Source organism: Micromonospora sp. WMMA1998 (assembly GCF_027497375.1).
In the GTDB taxonomy this organism is placed as follows: domain Bacteria; phylum Actinomycetota; class Actinomycetes; order Mycobacteriales; family Micromonosporaceae; genus Micromonospora; species Micromonospora sediminicola.
In genome coordinates this window covers 6,077,969-6,095,346 of record NZ_CP114911.1, presented here as the reverse complement: position 1 = coordinate 6,095,346, position 17,378 = coordinate 6,077,969, and the positions used below count along the sequence as shown (strand labels likewise).

Sequence of the window (17,378 nt, the reverse complement as noted above, 5' to 3'; positions counted from 1 at the left end):
GGCCGGGCGGGCGGCCTGCCCGGCACCGTTTGGCGAACAGGATCAGGGGGCCGGCTCGGCGGCCCACGACGGCGGTCAGACCGAGAGCAACGCCTCCGTCCGGCGCCGCCACGCCTCGTAGACCGGCTCGGCGGTGCCGGTGGCGGCGGTGGGCAGATCTCTGCGGGCCCGGTCGAGGGTGTCGGCGGCCTCCGCCGCGGACATTCCGCAGTAGACCTGGCAGGCCAACTCCGTGTGGGCGGTTTGGTTGCCGGCGAGTTCACGTCCGGCGGCGGCGGTCGCCGCGCCCCGTGCCAGCTGCGCGGTGTAGGGCTGGGCGTGCGCCTGCACGGCTCGCAGGCCGGTCCGGTCCGCTCCCCCGCCGTACGCGCTGGCCAGTCCCACCCCGCTCCACAGGTCGCCGTGGCGCTGCTCCGGAAAGCCGTCGACCAGGCGCACGACCAGCGGTACGACCCCGCCGCAGGAGAACCAGATCGCTCGGCCCATGCCCTGGTCGAACACCCGCTGGGCGTAGGACGACAGGTGGCCGGGAGTCTGCCGCCGTTCCAGGTAGCGCCGCCGCTTGAAGAACGCCTCATGGAAGCCGTACCCGTCGACGACGATCCAGCCCAGGAGCGGGTCCAACCGGCGCAGGTATGCCTCCGGGTCGCGGCGCAGCCGCGCCAGAGCCAGTCCCACGCCGACGTAGACGGGGTAGATGTGCGCCGCGCCCGGTCCCTGCACGAACTGGGTCAGCCGACGGTCGGTGAACGTGAGCAGATCCAGGGCGGCCAACCCCATCCCGGCGCCCTCGTAGGCGAACCCGTGCAGCTCCCGATCCACCGCCTCGAGCCGCGGCACCAGGCGATCCAGCCGGCTGTCCTCCAGGGTGGCATGGTAGCCGGCGACCAGTGAGCGGGCCACGGGCGCGAAGCGCTGCCAGGCCTCCGGCGCGAACCCGGGCCGGCTGAACACCGCCTGGGCCGACGGTACGCCGAATGCCAGCCGGCGGACCTTGCCGATCGCGCTCACCGGTCCGTCCCCCCGTAGGTCGGCGTCGGGGTCTCCCGGCGCGTGCTCGACGACGCGTCGGGCGAGGGTTGCGAACCGGCGAGCCACCGGTCCTCGATCCGGCGACGCCACTGGGCGTAGAGCGGTGGCGCGTCCGGGCCGGTGTCCAGGCCCAGCCGGGTCTCCTCGGCCACCGCGGCGACCTGGAGACTGTCGCGTCGCCACACCACCTCGCAGGCGAGGTCGGTGTGTGGGGCGGCATGCCCGGACTCGGCGCGGAACACCGACGCGATCGCCGTCCCGACCGCCACGTGGGCCCGATGCCGTCCGGCGGCCTCGAACAACCGGCTGACCGCCACCCGGTCCATGACGCCGGCAGCGTAGGCGCAGGCCACGCCGATTCCGCTCCACAGGTCCGGTTGTCGCGACGGCTCGAACCGGTTGATGGTGCTGATGATCCGGTCCACGTTCGCGCCGGTGGAGAACCACAGGCTGCGTCCCACGCCCTGATCGAAGGCCTGCCGGGCGTAGCCATGCAGGCGGCGTGGAACCCCGTGCGCCTCGATGGTGCGCCGCCACGAGAAAAAGCCCTCGTAGAAGCCGTAGCCGTCCATGACGAACCAGCGCAGCAACGGATCCTGACGGGCCAGGAAACGCTCCGGCCGGCGCGGCACCCGCGGCAGGACCAGGCCGGCGCCGATGAGGACCAGGCAGCGGTAGGGTGCGCCCGGGCCGGCGAGGAACGAGGGCAGACGCGTGCTGCCGGGCAGCAGGCTGTCCAGCAGCGTCACCCCCATGCCCGCGCCCTCGTACGCGATGCCCCGCAGCTCGGGGTCGACCGCGTCCAACTTGGCCGCGAGCTGGTCCTGACGCCGGTTGTCGATGGCCAGGTAGAAGCTGTCCACCAGGGTCCGGGCCACCGGTTCGAAGGTCCGCCAGGTGCGGTCCATGTCCTCCTGCGCGCCGAACCGCTGCGCTGCGAGCCGCGGGAACGCGTCGGCGGACAGCCGGAACACCGGCCTGAGGAAGGTGCTGAGCGTGGCTGACATGGTCGACTCCTTGTCAGGACAGTGACGTGCGGGCGGCCACCGCCGCCTCGGGAGCGGGCTCCGGCCCCAGGTCGGCTCCGGCCTGGCTCGCATCGGCGGCCGTCGCCAGCCGACGGCGGTGACGGCCGTAGCCGAACTCGAACAGCGGCGTCGCCATCAGCGTGGTGAGCACCGCCATCAGGACGAGCATGGTGAACAGGGTCGGGGTGATCAGGCCCGCCTGGAGACCGATGTTGAGCAGGATCAGCTCCATCAGGCCGCGGGCGTTCATCAGGCTGCCGATGGCGAAGGCATCCCGGTGGGGCTCCCGGTTCGCCCGCGCGGCGAGATAACAGGCCACCCCCTTGCCGAGCATCGACACCACCACCACCAGGAGCGTCATCGCCCACAGCTCGGGGCTGTCCACCAGCCCGAGCTGGGTGTTGAGCCCGGAGAAGACGAAGAACAGCGGCAGCAGGATGCCGGTCACGACCGGCTCCAACGTCCGGCGCACCTCGCGGGCGAACAGTCCTCGGGGCATCGCCACCCCGAGGAGGAACGCGCCGAAGACCGAGTAGATGCCGATGTAGTCGGTGAGCCAGGCCGAGGCCATCAGCAGCGTCAGCACACCGGCCAGCAGCGGCTGCGGCACGCCCTCGTGGCGCTGCGCGATCGGGCCGAGCCGGGCCAGCGTCCGCCGGCCGACGGTGAGCATGCCGACGGCGTAGAGGAGTCCCCCACCGATGGCGAGCACCGCGATCAGGGCGTTCTGCTGGAAGGTCGCCAGGACGACGGCCAGCAGGCACCAGGAGATCGCGTCGTCGGTGGCGCCGGCGGCCAGCGCCAGGGTGCCGAGCGAGGTGCCGGACAGGCGTCGCTCGGAGATGATCCGGGCCAGCATCGGGAAAGCAGTGATGGCGATGGCGGCGGTCATGAACAGCATCGCCTGCCCGGCGGAGACGTCGGCGGCGAAGTACTGGCCCTGCTGGCCGATCAGGACGACGGCCAGCGCGCTGCCGAGCAGGCCCGGCGTCAGCACGCCGGCCAACGAGACCGACGTGGCGCTGCGTGCCCGGTGTCGGATCAGCCCGGTGTCGAACTCCAGCCCGATGCAGAACATGTAGAGGGTCAGGCCGACCTGGCCGACCACGTACAGGATCGACATGGACGGGCCCGACGGGAACAGCGCGTCCTTGACCCCGGGCGCGAGCAGGCCGAGCAACGACGGGCCGAGCAGGACGCCGGCGATCATCTCGCCGACGACCTGCGGTTGGCCGAGGCGGCGGGCGAGCAACCCCACCACCCGGCACACGCCGAGGATGACGGCCAGTTGCAGGAAGAAGTGCATCGCGAGTTCGGTGGCCTTCACGCTGCGTCCCCCTCGGTGACCATCCGGCGCGGCTCGTCCCGAGCCGTCGTCGTCACCGGCGCCTGGGCGCGAATGCGACGGCGCCACCGCTCGTACGCCGGGACCGGGTCCCCGTCGGCGCCGTCCAGCAGACCGTCGAGAGCGGCCTCGGCGATCCTGGTCACCTCACGGCTGGAACGGCCCCACACCACCTCGCAGGCGTCCTCGTTGTGCAGCGCCGGGTTGCCCACCTCCTGCCGGGCCTTGGCCGCGATCGCCACCCCGACGGCCAGGTCGGCACGAAACCGGCCGGCGGCGGCCGGCACCCGCTCCACCGTGGCCCGGTCCACGCCGCCGGTGTAGCCGCAGGCGAGCCCCACACCACCCCACAGGTCACGCTGGCGAGGCTCCGTGAAGGTGCCGATGGTGGCCCGGACGGCCTCGATCCGGGCGCCGGTGGCGAACCAGATGCTGCGCCCGAGCCCGTGGTCGAAGGCGCGGAGGGCGTACCCACGAAGCTTGCTCGGCACCCGCCGCTGCCGCACGTACTGCCGGTGCCGGAAGAATCCCTCGTGGAATCCGTATCCGTCGAGCACCACCCAGCTGAACACCGGGTCCGCCAGGCCGGCCCGCAGCGGCTCCGGGTCGCGCCGGATGCGGGCCAGCCCCATGCCCGCGCCGAGGTAGATCGCCTGCCGGTACGGCCCGCCGGGACCGGCAACGAAGTCGCGGGTACGGTGGCGCCACGGCAGCATCGTGTCCAGCGCGGCCAGACCCACCCCGGCGCCCTCGTAGGCGAATCCCCGCAGCTCGTCGTCGTAGGCGTCGAGCCTCGGCACGAGACGGTCGAAGCGGCTGTGGAGCAGCGCCAGTTGACAGCATTCGGTGACCGTGTAGACGACCTGCTTGAGCCGCCGGGTGGTGGCGTTGTCCTCGGCCGGCAGCTCGGGCAGGTCCTTGGGTGTCACCTCGAACAGGGGTCTCATCAGAGTGCCTACGAGTGTCACGACGTTTCCTCCGGTCTACCGGTACGCGGCGGACAGTTCGCGCTGCAGCCACTGCTGCAGCACCTCGTACAGCGGCACCGAGCCGCCTGCGGGCAGCGCCGCGAACGCCTCGTCGACGAGCCGCGCGGCCTGCTCACTCGGCATGCCGCACAGCACCTCGCTGGCCAGGTCCGTGTCCGGCACCGGGTTGCCGGCGCGCTGGCGGCCCTTGGCGACGAAGGCGGTGCCGACCGCCATCCGCGGTGCGTGCGCGCCTGCCACCCGACGCAACTCGACGACCACGGACCGCTCGACCCCGCCGACGTAGCCGCACGCCACCCCGACGCCCAGCCACAGGTCCGCGTGGCGGCCCGCCGGGAAGCGCGAGATCGTCTCCGCGATGCGGTTCACGTCGGCCCCCGACGTGAACCACACGCTGCGCCCGATGCCCTGGTCGAACACCCGCCGGGCATACGGCGACAGATGGCCGGGCAACCCCTGCCGGACCACGTACCGGTCCGGCTTGAAGAAGCCCTCGTGGAAGCCGTAGCCGTCCATCACCAGCCAGCGGAGCACCGGGTCGTCCAGCCTCGCCAGGAAGGGCTCCGGCCGGCGGCGCAGGCGGGCCAGCGCCTCCCCGGCCCCGATGTGCACCATGTAGACGTGCGGTGCGCCCGGGCCGGCCAGATAGGCCTTGAGGCGGGACCGGCCGGGCAGGAAGCAGTCCAGGCCGGTCAGGCCCATCGCGGCACCCTCGTAGGCATAGCCGCGCAGCGGCAGCGGCGTACGGTCCAGTCGGGGGATCAGGTCGTCGAGTCTGCTGCCGTCCAGCACGCTGTGGTAGCCGCCCACGGCCGCCAGGACCGCCGCCTCCAGGTGGCGCCAGGTGGGGGTGTCGCCGGCGCTGAACGCGGTCGCCTCGGCGAGTGGCACCCCCATGACGCGACGACGCAGCCGGCTCATCAGATCACTCACTGCTCGCTCCTCACCTGGTCCCGCTCGATCTCGCTGAGCAGTAGTTCCAGTTCCTCGTCGGTGGTTTCTGCCAGCAGTTGCTCCAGTTCGGTGGCCTGGGCCTCGACCGTCGGCGCCGGCACCGCTTCGGCGTTCGCGTCGGCGCCGTCGGGAACCGCGACGTCCTCGAACGACGACCCGGCGACGATGCGGGCCGCGAGGCCGGCGATCGTGGCACCCTGCAACAGGTCGAGCACCGAGACGTCGGCCTGCCACACCGCCTCGACGCGCTGCTTGACCTCGATCGCCAGCATCGAGTCCATGCCGAGGCTGCTCAGCGACTCTTCGCCGGTGAGCCCGCCCGGGTCCAGTTGCAGGACCCGGGCCACCATGTCGCGCAGGTGGTCGGCGACGAGGCCGAGCCGGTCCCCGGGCGCTGCCGTCCGCAGTTCCGCCAGCAACGACCGGCTCGGGTCCGGATCGTCGGCCTCGGACTCAGCGGCGTCGAGGACACCCAGCCGCGAGAACATCGCCGGCAGGTTCCCGGCCGGCGCGCTCTGCCGGGCGACGGCCCAGTCGACACCGATCGCGGTGAGGTAGGCCGGGCGCTGGCCGAGGACGCGACCCAGCGTCTGCATGCCGGCCTCAGGCGTGATCAGCTCGATGCCCCGGCGGGTGTAGAGCTGTTCCAGGTTGAGCTGCTCGACCATGCCGATCGACCACGGCCCCCACCCGATCGACAGGGCCGGTAGCCCGAGCGACTGCCGGTGGTGCGCGAGCGCATCGAGGAAGGCGTTGCCGGCGGCGTAGTTACCCTGGCCGGGTGAGGCGATCACCGCCCCGACCGAGGAGAACAGCACGAAGAAGTCCAGCGCCCGGTCGCGGAAGAGGCGGTGCATCAACCAGCCGCCGCGCACCTTGGGCCGCAACACCTTCTCGAACGTCTCGGTGCTCATGCGCAACAACAACTCGTCCGCGACCACACCCGCGGCGTGGACGACACCTCGGATCGGCGGCCGGGCCTGCCGGTCGTAGCGGTCCAACCAACTCGTCAGTTGCTCCTCGTCGGCGACGTCGACGGTGGCCAGGTGCACGGCGGCGCCCAGGCGCTCCAGTTCCAGCAGCCGGCCGATCAGCGCGTGCCGCGGGTCGTCGGCGCCGACCTCACCCCACTGGTCGCGTTCCGGCACCGGGGTCCGCCCCATCAGGACCAGGTGCCGGGCGCCGTGCCGGACGAGATAGCGCGCGACCAGCAGACCCAACGCGCCGAGACCGCCGGTGACCAGGTATGCACCATCCGGACGCAGGGCCACCGGAAGGGCCGGGGTCAGGGCGGTCGGCTCGACCAGGCGGGCGACGTATCGCTGACCGTCGCGGAAGGCGACCTGATCCTCGGCCAGCCCGTCGGCGGGGCCGCCGCCGGCTCGGATCTCCGCGTACAGTTCGTCGGCCTGCTGCGTCACCGGCGACTCGTCGAGGTCGACCAGCCCGCCCCACATGCTCTTGAACTCCTGGTGGCCGACGACCCGACCCAGCCCCCAGACCGAAGCCTGGGTGACCGACAGCGACGTAGGCACGTCGCCGACCGGCTGCGCACGCCGGGTGACCAGGTGTACGCGCGGCAGCTGCGCGCCGCCGTGGGACAGGGCCTGGAGCATGTGCATGATCGACAGCGGGCCGAGCCGCTGGTCGGCGTCGAGGGCCGCCAGCGGCGCGGTGTCGCCGAACTCCGCGTCCAGCGCCCACAGGTGCACGATGTGGGTCAGCGGGCCGCGCTCACCGAGGTGGGTGAAGAGCGCCCGGAACTGGTCCGCGTCAGTGGGGTCCAGCACGGCGGACTCGCCGTCGAGAGGGGTGCCCGCACCGCCGGCGGCGTGGGCGACGGTCACCGCGGCGACGCCCGATTCGCGTACCCGTCGGGCCAGCGCCTCGCCGACGCCGCCGCGGTCGGCGAAGATCAGCCAACCGCCGCCGGCCGGGGGCTCGTCGCCGGTTCCGGCGTCCACTTCCGTGGCGGCGTCCGCCGGCGGGTCGAGAGGTTGGGCGAGCCAGGCCAGTTCGTACAGTGACCGGTCGATGCGGTCGGTGCTGATACGCACGGAGGCGTCCAGCGATTGCGCGGTGAACCCCTCGACCTCGACCAGCACGGTGCCGTCCGGGTCGGTGATCCGGATGTCGCTGACGATGTGCCGCTCGTCGGCCTCGACGACCTCGGCCACCACCCGCATCTCCGTCGCCGGCGGTCCGAGCAGGCGCAGCCGGTCGATGGCGACGGGCAGGTACGGGCTGGCCGGAGGCGCGTCGTTCGCCTCGCCGTCCGACGTTCCACGCCCGGCGGCGACGAGCAGGACCTGGAAGGCGGCGTCGACGAGGGACGGGTGGAACCGGTACCGGTCGAGGTCGGCGCCGACGGTGTCCGGCACCCGCACCCGTCCCACGGCGAGACCGGGGCCGGCGTCGACGTGCTCCACCGCCTGGAACGCCGGACCGTACTGGAACCCCATCCGGGTGGTGTGCTCGTAGAATGCATCCCGGTCGATGGCCTTGTCGCAACCGCGGCCAAACTCCGCGAGGTCGACCGCCGCGGTGGCGGCGCGGCGGCTACGCAGCCGGGCCGCGACGTTCAGCGTCCACTGGGCCGGGCCGCCCGCGGTCGGCAGATAGCTGCTGATCTCGACCGTGGCGTGCTCCGGGTGCAGAACGGTGCGTACCCGGGGATCCGCCCCCGGCGGCAGCACCAGCGCCTTGATGAACCGGATGTCCTCGAGCGCGTGGTCACCGGCGCCGTACACCGCACGGCCCGCCGCCTGCGCCATCTCCAGCAGCGCGGCTCCGGGCACCACGACACCGTCCTGCACCCGGTGGTCGGCCAGGAACGGCGCCTGGCCGGCACCGAGCTCCCGCTCCCAGGTCGGATGGGTGGCGTTCAACCGCTGCCCGAGCAACGGGTGCTCCTCCTGGTAGTGGCGGTCCTCGCGCGCCTCGGGCGACTCGGTCCAGTAGGTCTTCAGATGCCAGGGGTACGGCGGCAGCGTCCGGAACCTGCGGTCGTCGCCGTAGAACGTCGACCAGGCGACGTCCGCCCCGAGCGTGTAGAGCCGGCCGAGCGACGCGCGGATCGTCTGCTGGTCGGATTCCCGGCGTCGTAGCGACGGCACGACCACGCCCTGCTGGCCCTGGTCGGCGAGGATCTCGTTCAGCGAGGCGGCGAGCACCGGGTGGGGGCTCAGCTCGACGAAGACGGTGTAACCGTCGGCAACCATCTGCGCGGCGGCAGCCGCGAACAACACCGTGCCGCGCACGTTCTGCCACCAGTAGTTGGCGTCCGCCTTGGCGCCGTCGATGCGGGTGCCGGTGACGGTGGAGTAGAGCGGCATCCGGGCGCTGCGCGGGGACAGGTCGGCGAGTCCGGCCAGCAGGTCGTCGCGCAGCGGGTCCATGAAGTGGCTGTGATAGGGCACCTTGACCTGGAGGAAGCGGTGGAAGACGCCGAAGGTCTCCAGCTGCGCGGCCATGTTCTCCAACGTCGCCGCGTCACCGGCGAGGGTGACACCGTTCGGGCTGTTCACGGCCGCGACCGACACCTGCGGGCCGGCGTCGCGCACCGCCAGGTTCAGCGTCTGGGCGGTCAGCCCGACCGCCAGCATCCGGCCCTGGCCGGTGGTGCGTTGCTGCAGGCTGCTGCGGTAGTAGGTGACCTTGACGGCGTCCTCGAAGCTCAGCACGCCGGTGAGGTACTGCGCGGCGACCTCGCCGGTGCTGTGCCCGACGACCGCGTCGGGCGTGACGCCCCAGGACTCCCACAGTGCGGCGAGGCCAACCTGGACCGCGAAGTTGGCCGGCTGGGCGACCTCGGTCTCGGCCATCCGCGAGGAGTCCTCGTCGGCGTTCATCGCCGCCAACAGCGACCAACCGGCGTGCTTCGCGAACTCCGCGTCGCAGCGCCGCACCGCGGCGTGGAACACCGGTTCGGTGGCGAGCAACTCACGGGCCATCGCCCACCACTGGGGACCCATGCCCGAGCACACGAACGCGATCTTCGGCCGGCCGGTCGGTGGTACCCGCCCGGCGACCACCCCGGGCTGCGGCGTGTCCTGCACGAAGGCGTCGAGTTTGGCGGCGGCTTCGGTGGCGTCGGACGCCACGACCGCGAGCCGGTGGTCGTGATGGGCGCGGCGCCGACTGGCGGAGTACCCGATGTCGGCCAACTCCTGCCCGTCTTCGAGCAGCAGGTCACGGTAGGCGCCAGCCATCGAGGCCAGCGACTCGGGGCTGCGGGCGGACAACGGCAGCACGAACGGCCTCGCGGCGTCGGCGGCGACCGGCGCGGGCTCGACCCGGGGCGACGGCTCAGGCGCCTGCTCCAGCACCACGTGGGCGTTGGTGCCGCCGAAGCCGAACGAGTTGACGCCGGCGCGGCGGGGCCCGGCGGTCTCGGGCCACGGCTCCACTGTGGTGGGCACCCGCAGCTTCAGCTCCTCGAACGGAATGTCCGGGTGCGGCGCGCGCAGGTGCAGATGCGGTGGGATCTGCCCGTGCCGGATCGCCAGCGACGCCTTGATCAGGCCGGCGACCCCAGCGGCGGCCTCCAGGTGACCGATGTTGGTCTTGACCGACCCGACGAGGCAGGGTTGGTCACCGCGGCCGGTCGACAGCACCGATCCGATGGCCCGGACCTCGATCGGATCGCCGACCGGCGTGCCGGTGCCGTGGGCCTCGATGTACTGGATGTCGCGGGGCGCGATGCCCGCCCGCTGGTAGGCGGCGCGCATGGCGGCCTGCTGCGCCTCCCCGTTGGGCACGGTGATGCCGTTGGTGTGGCCGTCCTGGGTCACCGCGCTGCCCCTGATGACCGCGTAGATCGGGTCGCCGTCGGCCCGGGCCCGCGACAGGGGCTTGAGCACGACCACGGCGGCGCCCTCACCGCGGGCGTAGCCGTCGGCGGAGGAGTCGAACGTCTTGCACCGGCCGTCCGAGCTCAGGAAGCCGCCCTTGGACTCGGCGATCGTCATGTTCGGCGCGATCATGACGTTGGCGCCACCGACCAGCGCCAGGGAGCACTCGCCGTCCCGCAAGGACTTCACGGCCAGGTGCGTGGCGACCAGCGACGCTGAGCACGCGGTGTCGACCGCCATACTGGGGCCGCGGAAGTCGAAGACGTACGACAGCCGGTTGGCCAGCATCGTCATCATCATTCCGGTGGCCGAGTGGGACTGCAGTTGGTATCGGCTGTAGACGCCGTAGTTCTGCAGCAGCTGGTAGTCGAGGGTGAAGCCGCCGATGAAGACGCCCGTGTCACTGCCGGCGAGGTCGGTGGGAACCTGGCCGCCGTCCTCCATCGCCTCCCAGGCCACCCGCATCAGCAATCGTTGCTGCGGGTCGAGCCAGACCGCCTCACGCGGGGAGACACCGAAGAACGCGGCGTCGAACTGGTCGATCCGGTCCAGGTAGCCGCCGTGGAAGGTGTTCATCTTGCCCGACTTCTGCGGGTCGGGGTCGTAGAACTTACGGACCTCCCAGCGCTCCTCGGGCACGTCCCGTGTGGCGTCCACCCCGTTCGTCAGCAGTTGCCAGAAGGCCCGCGGAGTGGTGGCCCCGCCGGGGAAGTGGCAGCCAATGCCGATGATGGCGATGGGTTCCTCGGCGACGTTGGTACCGCTGTGGTCAGGCATTCGACGTCTCCTTATCGGCTGTCGGGTCGTGCACCGCGGGCCGTCCCGGCGCGGACCGGCCGCCGTCGAGAACCTCGGCGATCGCGGCCAGCAGCAGGTCCTGGGCGCTGTGCACGAAGAAGTGCCCGCCGGGCACCCGGGTGAAGGTGCAACCGGCACCGGCGTGCGCGCGCCAGCCGTCGAGGTCGCCGGCGCTGATCCGGACATCCTCCGTCCCGCCGAAGATCGACAGCGGGTAGTCCAGCGGTGGCTCCTCGCGGTACTCGTAGGTGTCGCACAGCTCGAAGTCCGCCCGCAGCGTCGGCAGCATCGCCCGCATCAGCTCGTCGTTCTGCAGGATGCGCTGTGGGGTGCCATCGGTCTGCAGGACGACCTTCAGCACCTCGTCCGGAAGGTGATAGATCTTGATATTCGGGTTCGGCAACTGCGGCGCCCGGTAGGCGGCGAGCATCAGCCGATCCGGCTGCGGCAGATGCTCCCGCCGCAGATGCCGGGCCAGTTCGAAGGCGACCAGGGCGCCCATGCTGTGCCCGAAGAACATGAACGGCCGATCCAGATGCGGTCTGATCGCCGTCGCCAGCGCGTCGACCAGCGGCCCGATCCGGGTGAACGGCTTCTCCCCCACCCGGGCCTCCCGGCCGGGCAGCTGCGCGGCGAGCACTTCCACGTCCGGCGGCAGCTCGTCGGTCCAGGTGCGGAACACCCCGGCGCCGCCGCCCGCGTAGGGAAAGCAGAACAGGCGCATCCTGGCCTGCGGGTCGGGCCGGCGCCGGAAGAACCAGCGGTCCGATGCGGCGTCCGGCGGGGCCACACCACGCCGGCGCTGCAGGCGTTGCAGCAGCGCCGCCTGTTTCTCCGCGGGCAGCTCCGCGATCCGCTGGGTCAGCGCACCCATGCCGGCTCCTCGGTCGTGGCACGGCGGTCGACGCCGGGCAGGTTGAACCACTCGCCGCTGACCGGGTTGTGCCGGTGGCGCTCCCGGTACCGCTCGACCAGCTCGCGGAGCCCGTCGTCGGACTCCCACGCGGCCAGTTGCGCCGCGACGGCCTCGGCGTCGCCGGCATCGCCACCGGCTACCTGCCCACCCGAAGCCCGCGCCCGGCACTCGTCCATGACGGCCGCGACCATCTGCCCGGAGATCTGCTCGATGAAGTCGACGTTCGCGCCGAACGTCGTGGCCAGGTCGGCGTCGTCGAGGCCGGCGGTCATCCCCACGTGCAGCTCGCGCATGAAGTCGAAGTCGTAGAAGCCGACGAACCGGTCCGCGTGGACGGACCGCTCGATCGCGTGCCACTCCCGGAAGAACCGCTGGATCAGCTCACTGGTGCCGGTGAAGCGGGCCAGATCGGTGACGATCTGCGGGAAGTCGGCCAACCGCCGCACCGTGTCGTGAAAGAACAGCAGGCCCGGCACCGCCCAGTAGACGGCCGTGTCCCAGATGATCTTCGCGAGCATGATCCGCGCGTTGCCCATCAATGGGTACTGGTGCTCGTAGATGCGCAGCCAGCCGTTGGCGATGAGCAGGAAGACCTGGTTGTGGATGGCCGCGAGATCCTCGACGTCCTCGCCGTCGAGCGCCCGGGTCACCAGATCGGTGATGAGGCCGTTGCTGATCGCGATCAGGTCCAGGCCGGGCGAGTAGAACGGGTCCAGGAACACCCCGGCCTCACCGGCGAGACACCACCGCTGGTCGGAGAAGACCTGCTCGCAGCCGTACGAGTAGTCCTTCATCACGCGGAAGTCCTGCACCTTGTCCCGATGCCGCTCGACGACGGCGGCGCACTGCGGCTCGTGCACGCGCAGCCAGTCCAGCGCCCGCTCGAACCGGTTCATCTCGTCGAAGCGGTGCGAGTCGTCGTCGGTGACGATGCCGATGCTGATGGCGTCGGAGGCAAGCCGGATGAGCCACACCCAGTAGCCGTCGCCCATCAGGTGGTTGGTGGACAGCTCCCGTCGGCCCTCGCGGATCCGCGCCCGCCATTGCGGGTCGTCGGACCAGTCGTTGATGTCGATCGGGTGGGCGATCCGGAACCACACCGCGTTGGCCCGGTGTGCCGTCTTCCTCGCCAGGCCCAGCTGCCGCTTGAGCACCGAGGACCGTCCGGTCGCGTCGACCACCCAGGCGGCGGTCAGCTCCTCGGCCCCGGCAGAGCCCTCGCCGTCGTCCAGTCTCAGCCGGTGCGGCTGGTCGCCGCTGCCGAGCGTGATGTCCACCACGCGCCGGCCGGTGCGCAGATCCACACCGTCCCCGGCCAGACGCCGACCCAGCGCGTTCTCCAGGCGCCCGCGATCGATCTGGTAGGTGCCCACGCCGTACGGCGGGCAGACGGCGTGCCCCAGCTCGACCCGGCGGGTGATGTCGTGATTGCCGTTGCTGCTGAAGAACACGCGCAACCCGAACTTGTTCAGCTGTTCCTGCCGGAGGTGGTCGCCGAGCCCGAGGACCTCGCGCAGGTAGAACCCCGCGATCTCCACCGTCGACTCGCCGACCTTGTGGGTGATGGTCGGCACCGGATGCCGTTGCCGCTCGATCACCACGACGCGGGTGTCGGGGCGCGCGTTCCTCACCTGGAGCGCGAGGGTCAGACCGGCGGCACCGCCACCGACGATCGCGAGGTCGTAGTGGGCGCTGGTGACGCTCTCGTTCCCGGCCATCACGCCACCTCCTGCCGCTCGCGGTCGTGGTGCCCGAGCGTGATCCAGCTGGGGTCGATCGGGTTGGCGGGATCCTCGTCGCGGTAGACGCTCACCAGATCGGTCAGGAACTCCTCGTCGCGCCACGCGTCGAGCTGCGCCGCGGTGGCCGGGTCGGCCAGCGCCTGCGGGGCGAGCCGGTCGATCACGGTGCTGACCAGTTGCCCGGAGACCTGCTCCAGCAGGCGGACGTTGCGGGAGAACTGTCGCTCCAACTCGTCGTCCGGCAGCTCGGCGGCCATGCCGTTGTGCAGGTCGACGATGAATTCCAGCAGCGAGTAGGGGTCGGCGAACTGATCCGCGGCGGGTGGGTTGTCGATCGCATGCCACTCACGGAAGAACTGCTGCACCCGCGCGTGCAGGTGCCAGGTGCGCAGCAGGTTCTGGAACGCCTGCGGGCTGGCGCCGAGTCGGCGGAACTTGTCGTGGAAGAACAGCAGTCCGGGCACCGCCCAGTAGATGATCGTGTCCCAGATGACCTTGGCGACCATCACCTGCGGGTTGCCCATCACCTGGTACTGACCTGCGTAGGCGACCAGCCATACGTCGGCGAGCACCAGGTAGACCTGGTTGTGCGCGACGGCCAACTCGGCGATGTCCTCGCCACACCGATCCCGCTCGATCAGGTCCGTGATCAGCCCGTTGCTGATCGCCATCAGGTCTCCGCCCGAGGAGTAGAGTGGGTCGATCGACACGCCCGCCTCTCCGGTCAGGCACCAGCGGTCGCCGGAGTAGACCTGCTCGCAGCCGTACGCGTAGTCCTTCATGACCCGGAAGTCCTGCACCTTGTCCTGGTGCTTGTCGACCTCCTGCGCCAGCTGCGGCTCGTGCTCGCGCAGCCAGTCCAACGCCCGCTCGAACCGGTTGAAGCCGTCGAAGCTGTGCGCCGTGGCATCGGCGACGATGCCGATGCTGATCGACTCGGAGGAAAGCGGGATCATCCACACCCAGTAGCCGTCGCCCATCAGGTGGTTGGTGGAGAGGCGGCGATCACCGTTGACCACACGCGACCGCCACGCCTCATCGGTCGACCATTCGTCGATGTCGATCGGGTGGGCGATCCGGAACCAACTCGCGTTGGCGTGGTGGGCGATCGGCTTGGCGAGGCCGAGCTGCCGCTTGAGCAAGCCGCTGCGGCCCGTCGCGTCCACCACCCACCTGGCGGCGATCTCCCGGCTCGCACCGTCGCGGGTCAGCCGCACCAGGTGCGTCTCCTCCTGCGGGCGCAACGTCACCTGCTCCACCCGGCAGCCGGTCAGGAACACCACCCCGGCCTCGCCGACCAGGGTGCCGAGGTGGTTCTCCAAGCGGCCACGGTCAAGCTGGTAGGACGGCAGTGGCGCGGGTTTGATCTGGCCGTACTCGACCCGGCTGGCGATGTCCGTGTTGCCGGCGTGGCTGAAGAACATCCGCAGCCCGAACTTGTGCAGTTGCTCGGTGTCGAGGTGCTCCTGAAGGCCGAGCACCTCGCGCAGGTAGTGCGCCTGCACCTCGACACTGGACTCACCGACCTTGTGCGCCGCCTCGGGGACGGGGTGCTGCTGCCGCTCCGCCACGACAATGCGCAGGTCAGGCAGGGCGCGGCGGAGCTGGCGGGCGAGGGTCAGCCCGGTGATGCCGCCACCCAGGATCGCCACGTCGCAGCGATCCTCGAGCGTCGCCCACCCCGAGGCCGCCGCGCTAGGCGCCGACGTGCTCGACTGGTTGCTGCTCACGGGCCTGTCCCTCCTGTCGTGTCGCGGGTTGCGCGCCGCCGGCGCCCAGGGCGATCCAGCCGTCGCTGGTCGGGTTGTGCCTGCTCTCGCGCCGGTATGCGGTGATCAGCTCGGCGATCAGCGGTTCGGTCTGCCAGCGCTGGATCTGCGCGAACACCTGCTGGTCGGCGGTGCTCGCCTCGGCGTACGTCGCGATGACCGCGCTGATCAGCTGCCCGGCCATCTGTTCGAAGAGCCGCACGTTCGCGGCGAACTGCTCGTCGAACGCCGCCGGCGACAGCTCGGCGGCCATGCCGTGATGCAGCCGGACCATGAAGTTGAGCGGCGCGTAGAGGTCGACGAAACCGCTGCGTACGACCGGCGTGTCGATGGCGTGCCACTCGCGGTAGAAGGCCTGCACCCGGTTGCTCAGCTCGGTCAGTCGCGCCAGGCTCGCCGCCACCTTCGGCCGGTCCACGAGGGTACGGAACTTGTCGTGGAAGAACAGCAGTCCGAAGACGCCCCAGTAGAAGGCCGTATCCCAAATGATCTTCGACACCATCACCTGGGCGCTGTCCATCAACGAGTACTGCTTGGCATAGATGGCCAGCCAGATGTCGACGACGCTGAGGAAGGCCCGGTCGTGGACCTCGGCCAGGCCGCGCACGTCCTCGCCGGCCAGCGACCGGGTTACCAGATCGGTCACCAGCCCGTTGCTGATCGCGATCATGTCGAGCCCGGGTGAGTACAGCGGGTCGAGGAACACCCCGGCTTCACCGGTCAGGCACCACCGGTCGCCCGAGTAGACCTGTTTGCAGCCGTACGCGTAGTCCTTCATGACCCGGAAGTCCTGCACCTTGTCCAGGTGCTCCTCGACCGCCCGGGCACACTGCGGCTCGTGCCGGCGCAGCCACTCCAGGGCCCGGTCGAGGGTGTTCATCTCGTCGAAGCGGTGCTGGTCGGCATCGGTGACGATGCCGATGCTGATCGAGCCGGAGGCCAGCCGGATCAGCCAGACCCAGTAGCCGGCGCCCATCAAGTGGTTCGTGGACAGCGCCCGATCGCCGAGCGGGATGCGTGCCTGCCAGGCCGGGTCGTCAGTCCACTCCTTGACATCGATGGGATGGGCGACGCGCATCCACACCGCGTTGGCCGCGTGGTCCACCTCCTTGGCCAGGCTCAGCTGCTTGCGCAGCACCTGGCTGCGTCCGCTGGCGTCGACGACCCACCGTGCCCGGATCACCCGCTCCCCCTCGGGCGTGCCCACCGTGACGAGGTGGTGGGTCTCCTCGGGACGGAGCCGGACCGAGACGACCTTGCACCCCGCGAGGAACTCGACACCGGCGTCCCGGACACGATCGCCGAGCGCATTCTCGAGCCGACCACGATCCAACTGATACGTGGACAGTGGTGGGAAAATGGAGGAGCCCAATTCGAGACGCTCGGAGATGTCCTTGTTGTCACCGTTGCTGAAGAACATCCTGAGACCGAATTTGCGCAGCTGCTGCGCGCCCAGGTGATCATCCATCCCAAGAATGTCCCGCAGATAGTGCGCGGCGATCTCAACGGTCGACTCGCCGACTTTGTGGGCCGCCTCGGGAACCGGGTGCAGCTGTCGTTCGATGACCGCGACACGGATGCCCTGGTGGGCCCGGACCAACTGAAGTGCGAGCGTCAGGCCCGCCACCCCACCACCGAGGATCGCAACGTCGTACCTACCGTGTGACGCGTCGTTCTGGCTCTGCTGTAGCCTCAACTGGCGCAAGAGAGCCGCGCGCTTGTCAGCCGGAAGCGCCGCGATCCGGCTCGATATCTCGCTCGACATGAACCCTCCCCTCGAGCATCGATACTTGCCAACCACGCTTACCGCCGACTTACCCGGCGGGGAAGAACACATCGGCTCGCGACATTGTGTATATGTGGCGGACAATCATCCGAATTGCATGCTCGGGCGGCCATCCGTCGAGGCCGGACACACGAAAGCCGGCCCGCGTCACGCGGGCCGGCGGGGA

Annotated in this window: 10 protein-coding genes; all 10 read right to left on the bottom strand. The window is 70.7% G+C overall.

Going from position 1 to position 17,378, the window contains the following annotated elements:
- Positions 1–75: 75 nt before the first annotated feature.
- From O7600_RS28445 to O7600_RS28400, 10 genes are read right to left on the bottom strand one after another with little or no spacing between them, the layout of a single operon-like run.
- Positions 76–1,011 (bottom strand): DUF1702 family protein, encoded by a 936-nt coding sequence (locus O7600_RS28445; protein WP_281591431.1) that lies wholly within the window; start codon positions 1,009–1,011, stop codon positions 76–78.
- Positions 1,008–2,039 carry a DUF1702 family protein gene (locus tag O7600_RS28440; RefSeq protein WP_281591430.1) on the bottom strand — a complete coding sequence of 344 codons (1,032 nt, stop codon included), beginning with the start codon at positions 2,037–2,039 and terminating at the stop codon, positions 1,008–1,010. The genes O7600_RS28445 and O7600_RS28440 overlap by 4 nt, the downstream gene beginning before the upstream one ends.
- Positions 2,040–2,052: 13 nt before the next feature.
- The gene (locus O7600_RS28435) at positions 2,053–3,387 is read right to left on the bottom strand and encodes a cation:proton antiporter (protein ID WP_281591429.1); all 1,335 of its coding nucleotides are present in this window, start codon (positions 3,385–3,387) and stop codon (positions 2,053–2,055) included.
- Positions 3,384–4,352 (bottom strand): DUF1702 family protein, encoded by a 969-nt coding sequence (locus O7600_RS28430; RefSeq protein WP_281591428.1) that lies wholly within the window; start codon positions 4,350–4,352, stop codon positions 3,384–3,386. Before O7600_RS28430 ends, O7600_RS28435 begins: the two co-directional genes overlap by 4 nt.
- Before the next feature lie 36 nt (positions 4,353–4,388).
- Entirely contained in the window at positions 4,389–5,327 is a 939-nt protein-coding gene (locus O7600_RS28425; RefSeq protein ID WP_281591427.1) for a DUF1702 family protein, read from the bottom strand.
- Positions 5,324–10,978 (bottom strand): type I polyketide synthase, encoded by a 5,655-nt coding sequence (locus tag O7600_RS28420; RefSeq protein WP_281591426.1) that lies wholly within the window; start codon positions 10,976–10,978, stop codon positions 5,324–5,326. The genes O7600_RS28425 and O7600_RS28420 overlap by 4 nt, the downstream gene beginning before the upstream one ends.
- Complete coding sequence (locus tag O7600_RS28415) at positions 10,971–11,873, bottom strand: alpha/beta fold hydrolase (RefSeq protein ID WP_281591425.1); 903 nt, start codon at positions 11,871–11,873, stop codon at positions 10,971–10,973. The genes O7600_RS28420 and O7600_RS28415 overlap by 8 nt, the downstream gene beginning before the upstream one ends.
- Entirely contained in the window at positions 11,861–13,633 is a 1,773-nt protein-coding gene (locus O7600_RS28410; RefSeq protein WP_281591424.1) for an FAD-dependent monooxygenase, read from the bottom strand. The genes O7600_RS28415 and O7600_RS28410 overlap by 13 nt, the downstream gene beginning before the upstream one ends.
- Entirely contained in the window at positions 13,633–15,387 is a 1,755-nt protein-coding gene (locus O7600_RS28405; RefSeq protein ID WP_281591423.1) for a tryptophan 7-halogenase, read from the bottom strand. The genes O7600_RS28410 and O7600_RS28405 overlap by 1 nt, the downstream gene beginning before the upstream one ends.
- Complete coding sequence (locus O7600_RS28400) at positions 15,353–17,191, bottom strand: NAD(P)/FAD-dependent oxidoreductase (RefSeq protein ID WP_281591422.1); 1,839 nt, start codon at positions 17,189–17,191, stop codon at positions 15,353–15,355. Before O7600_RS28400 ends, O7600_RS28405 begins: the two co-directional genes overlap by 35 nt.
- Positions 17,192–17,378: the final 187 nt, after the last annotated feature.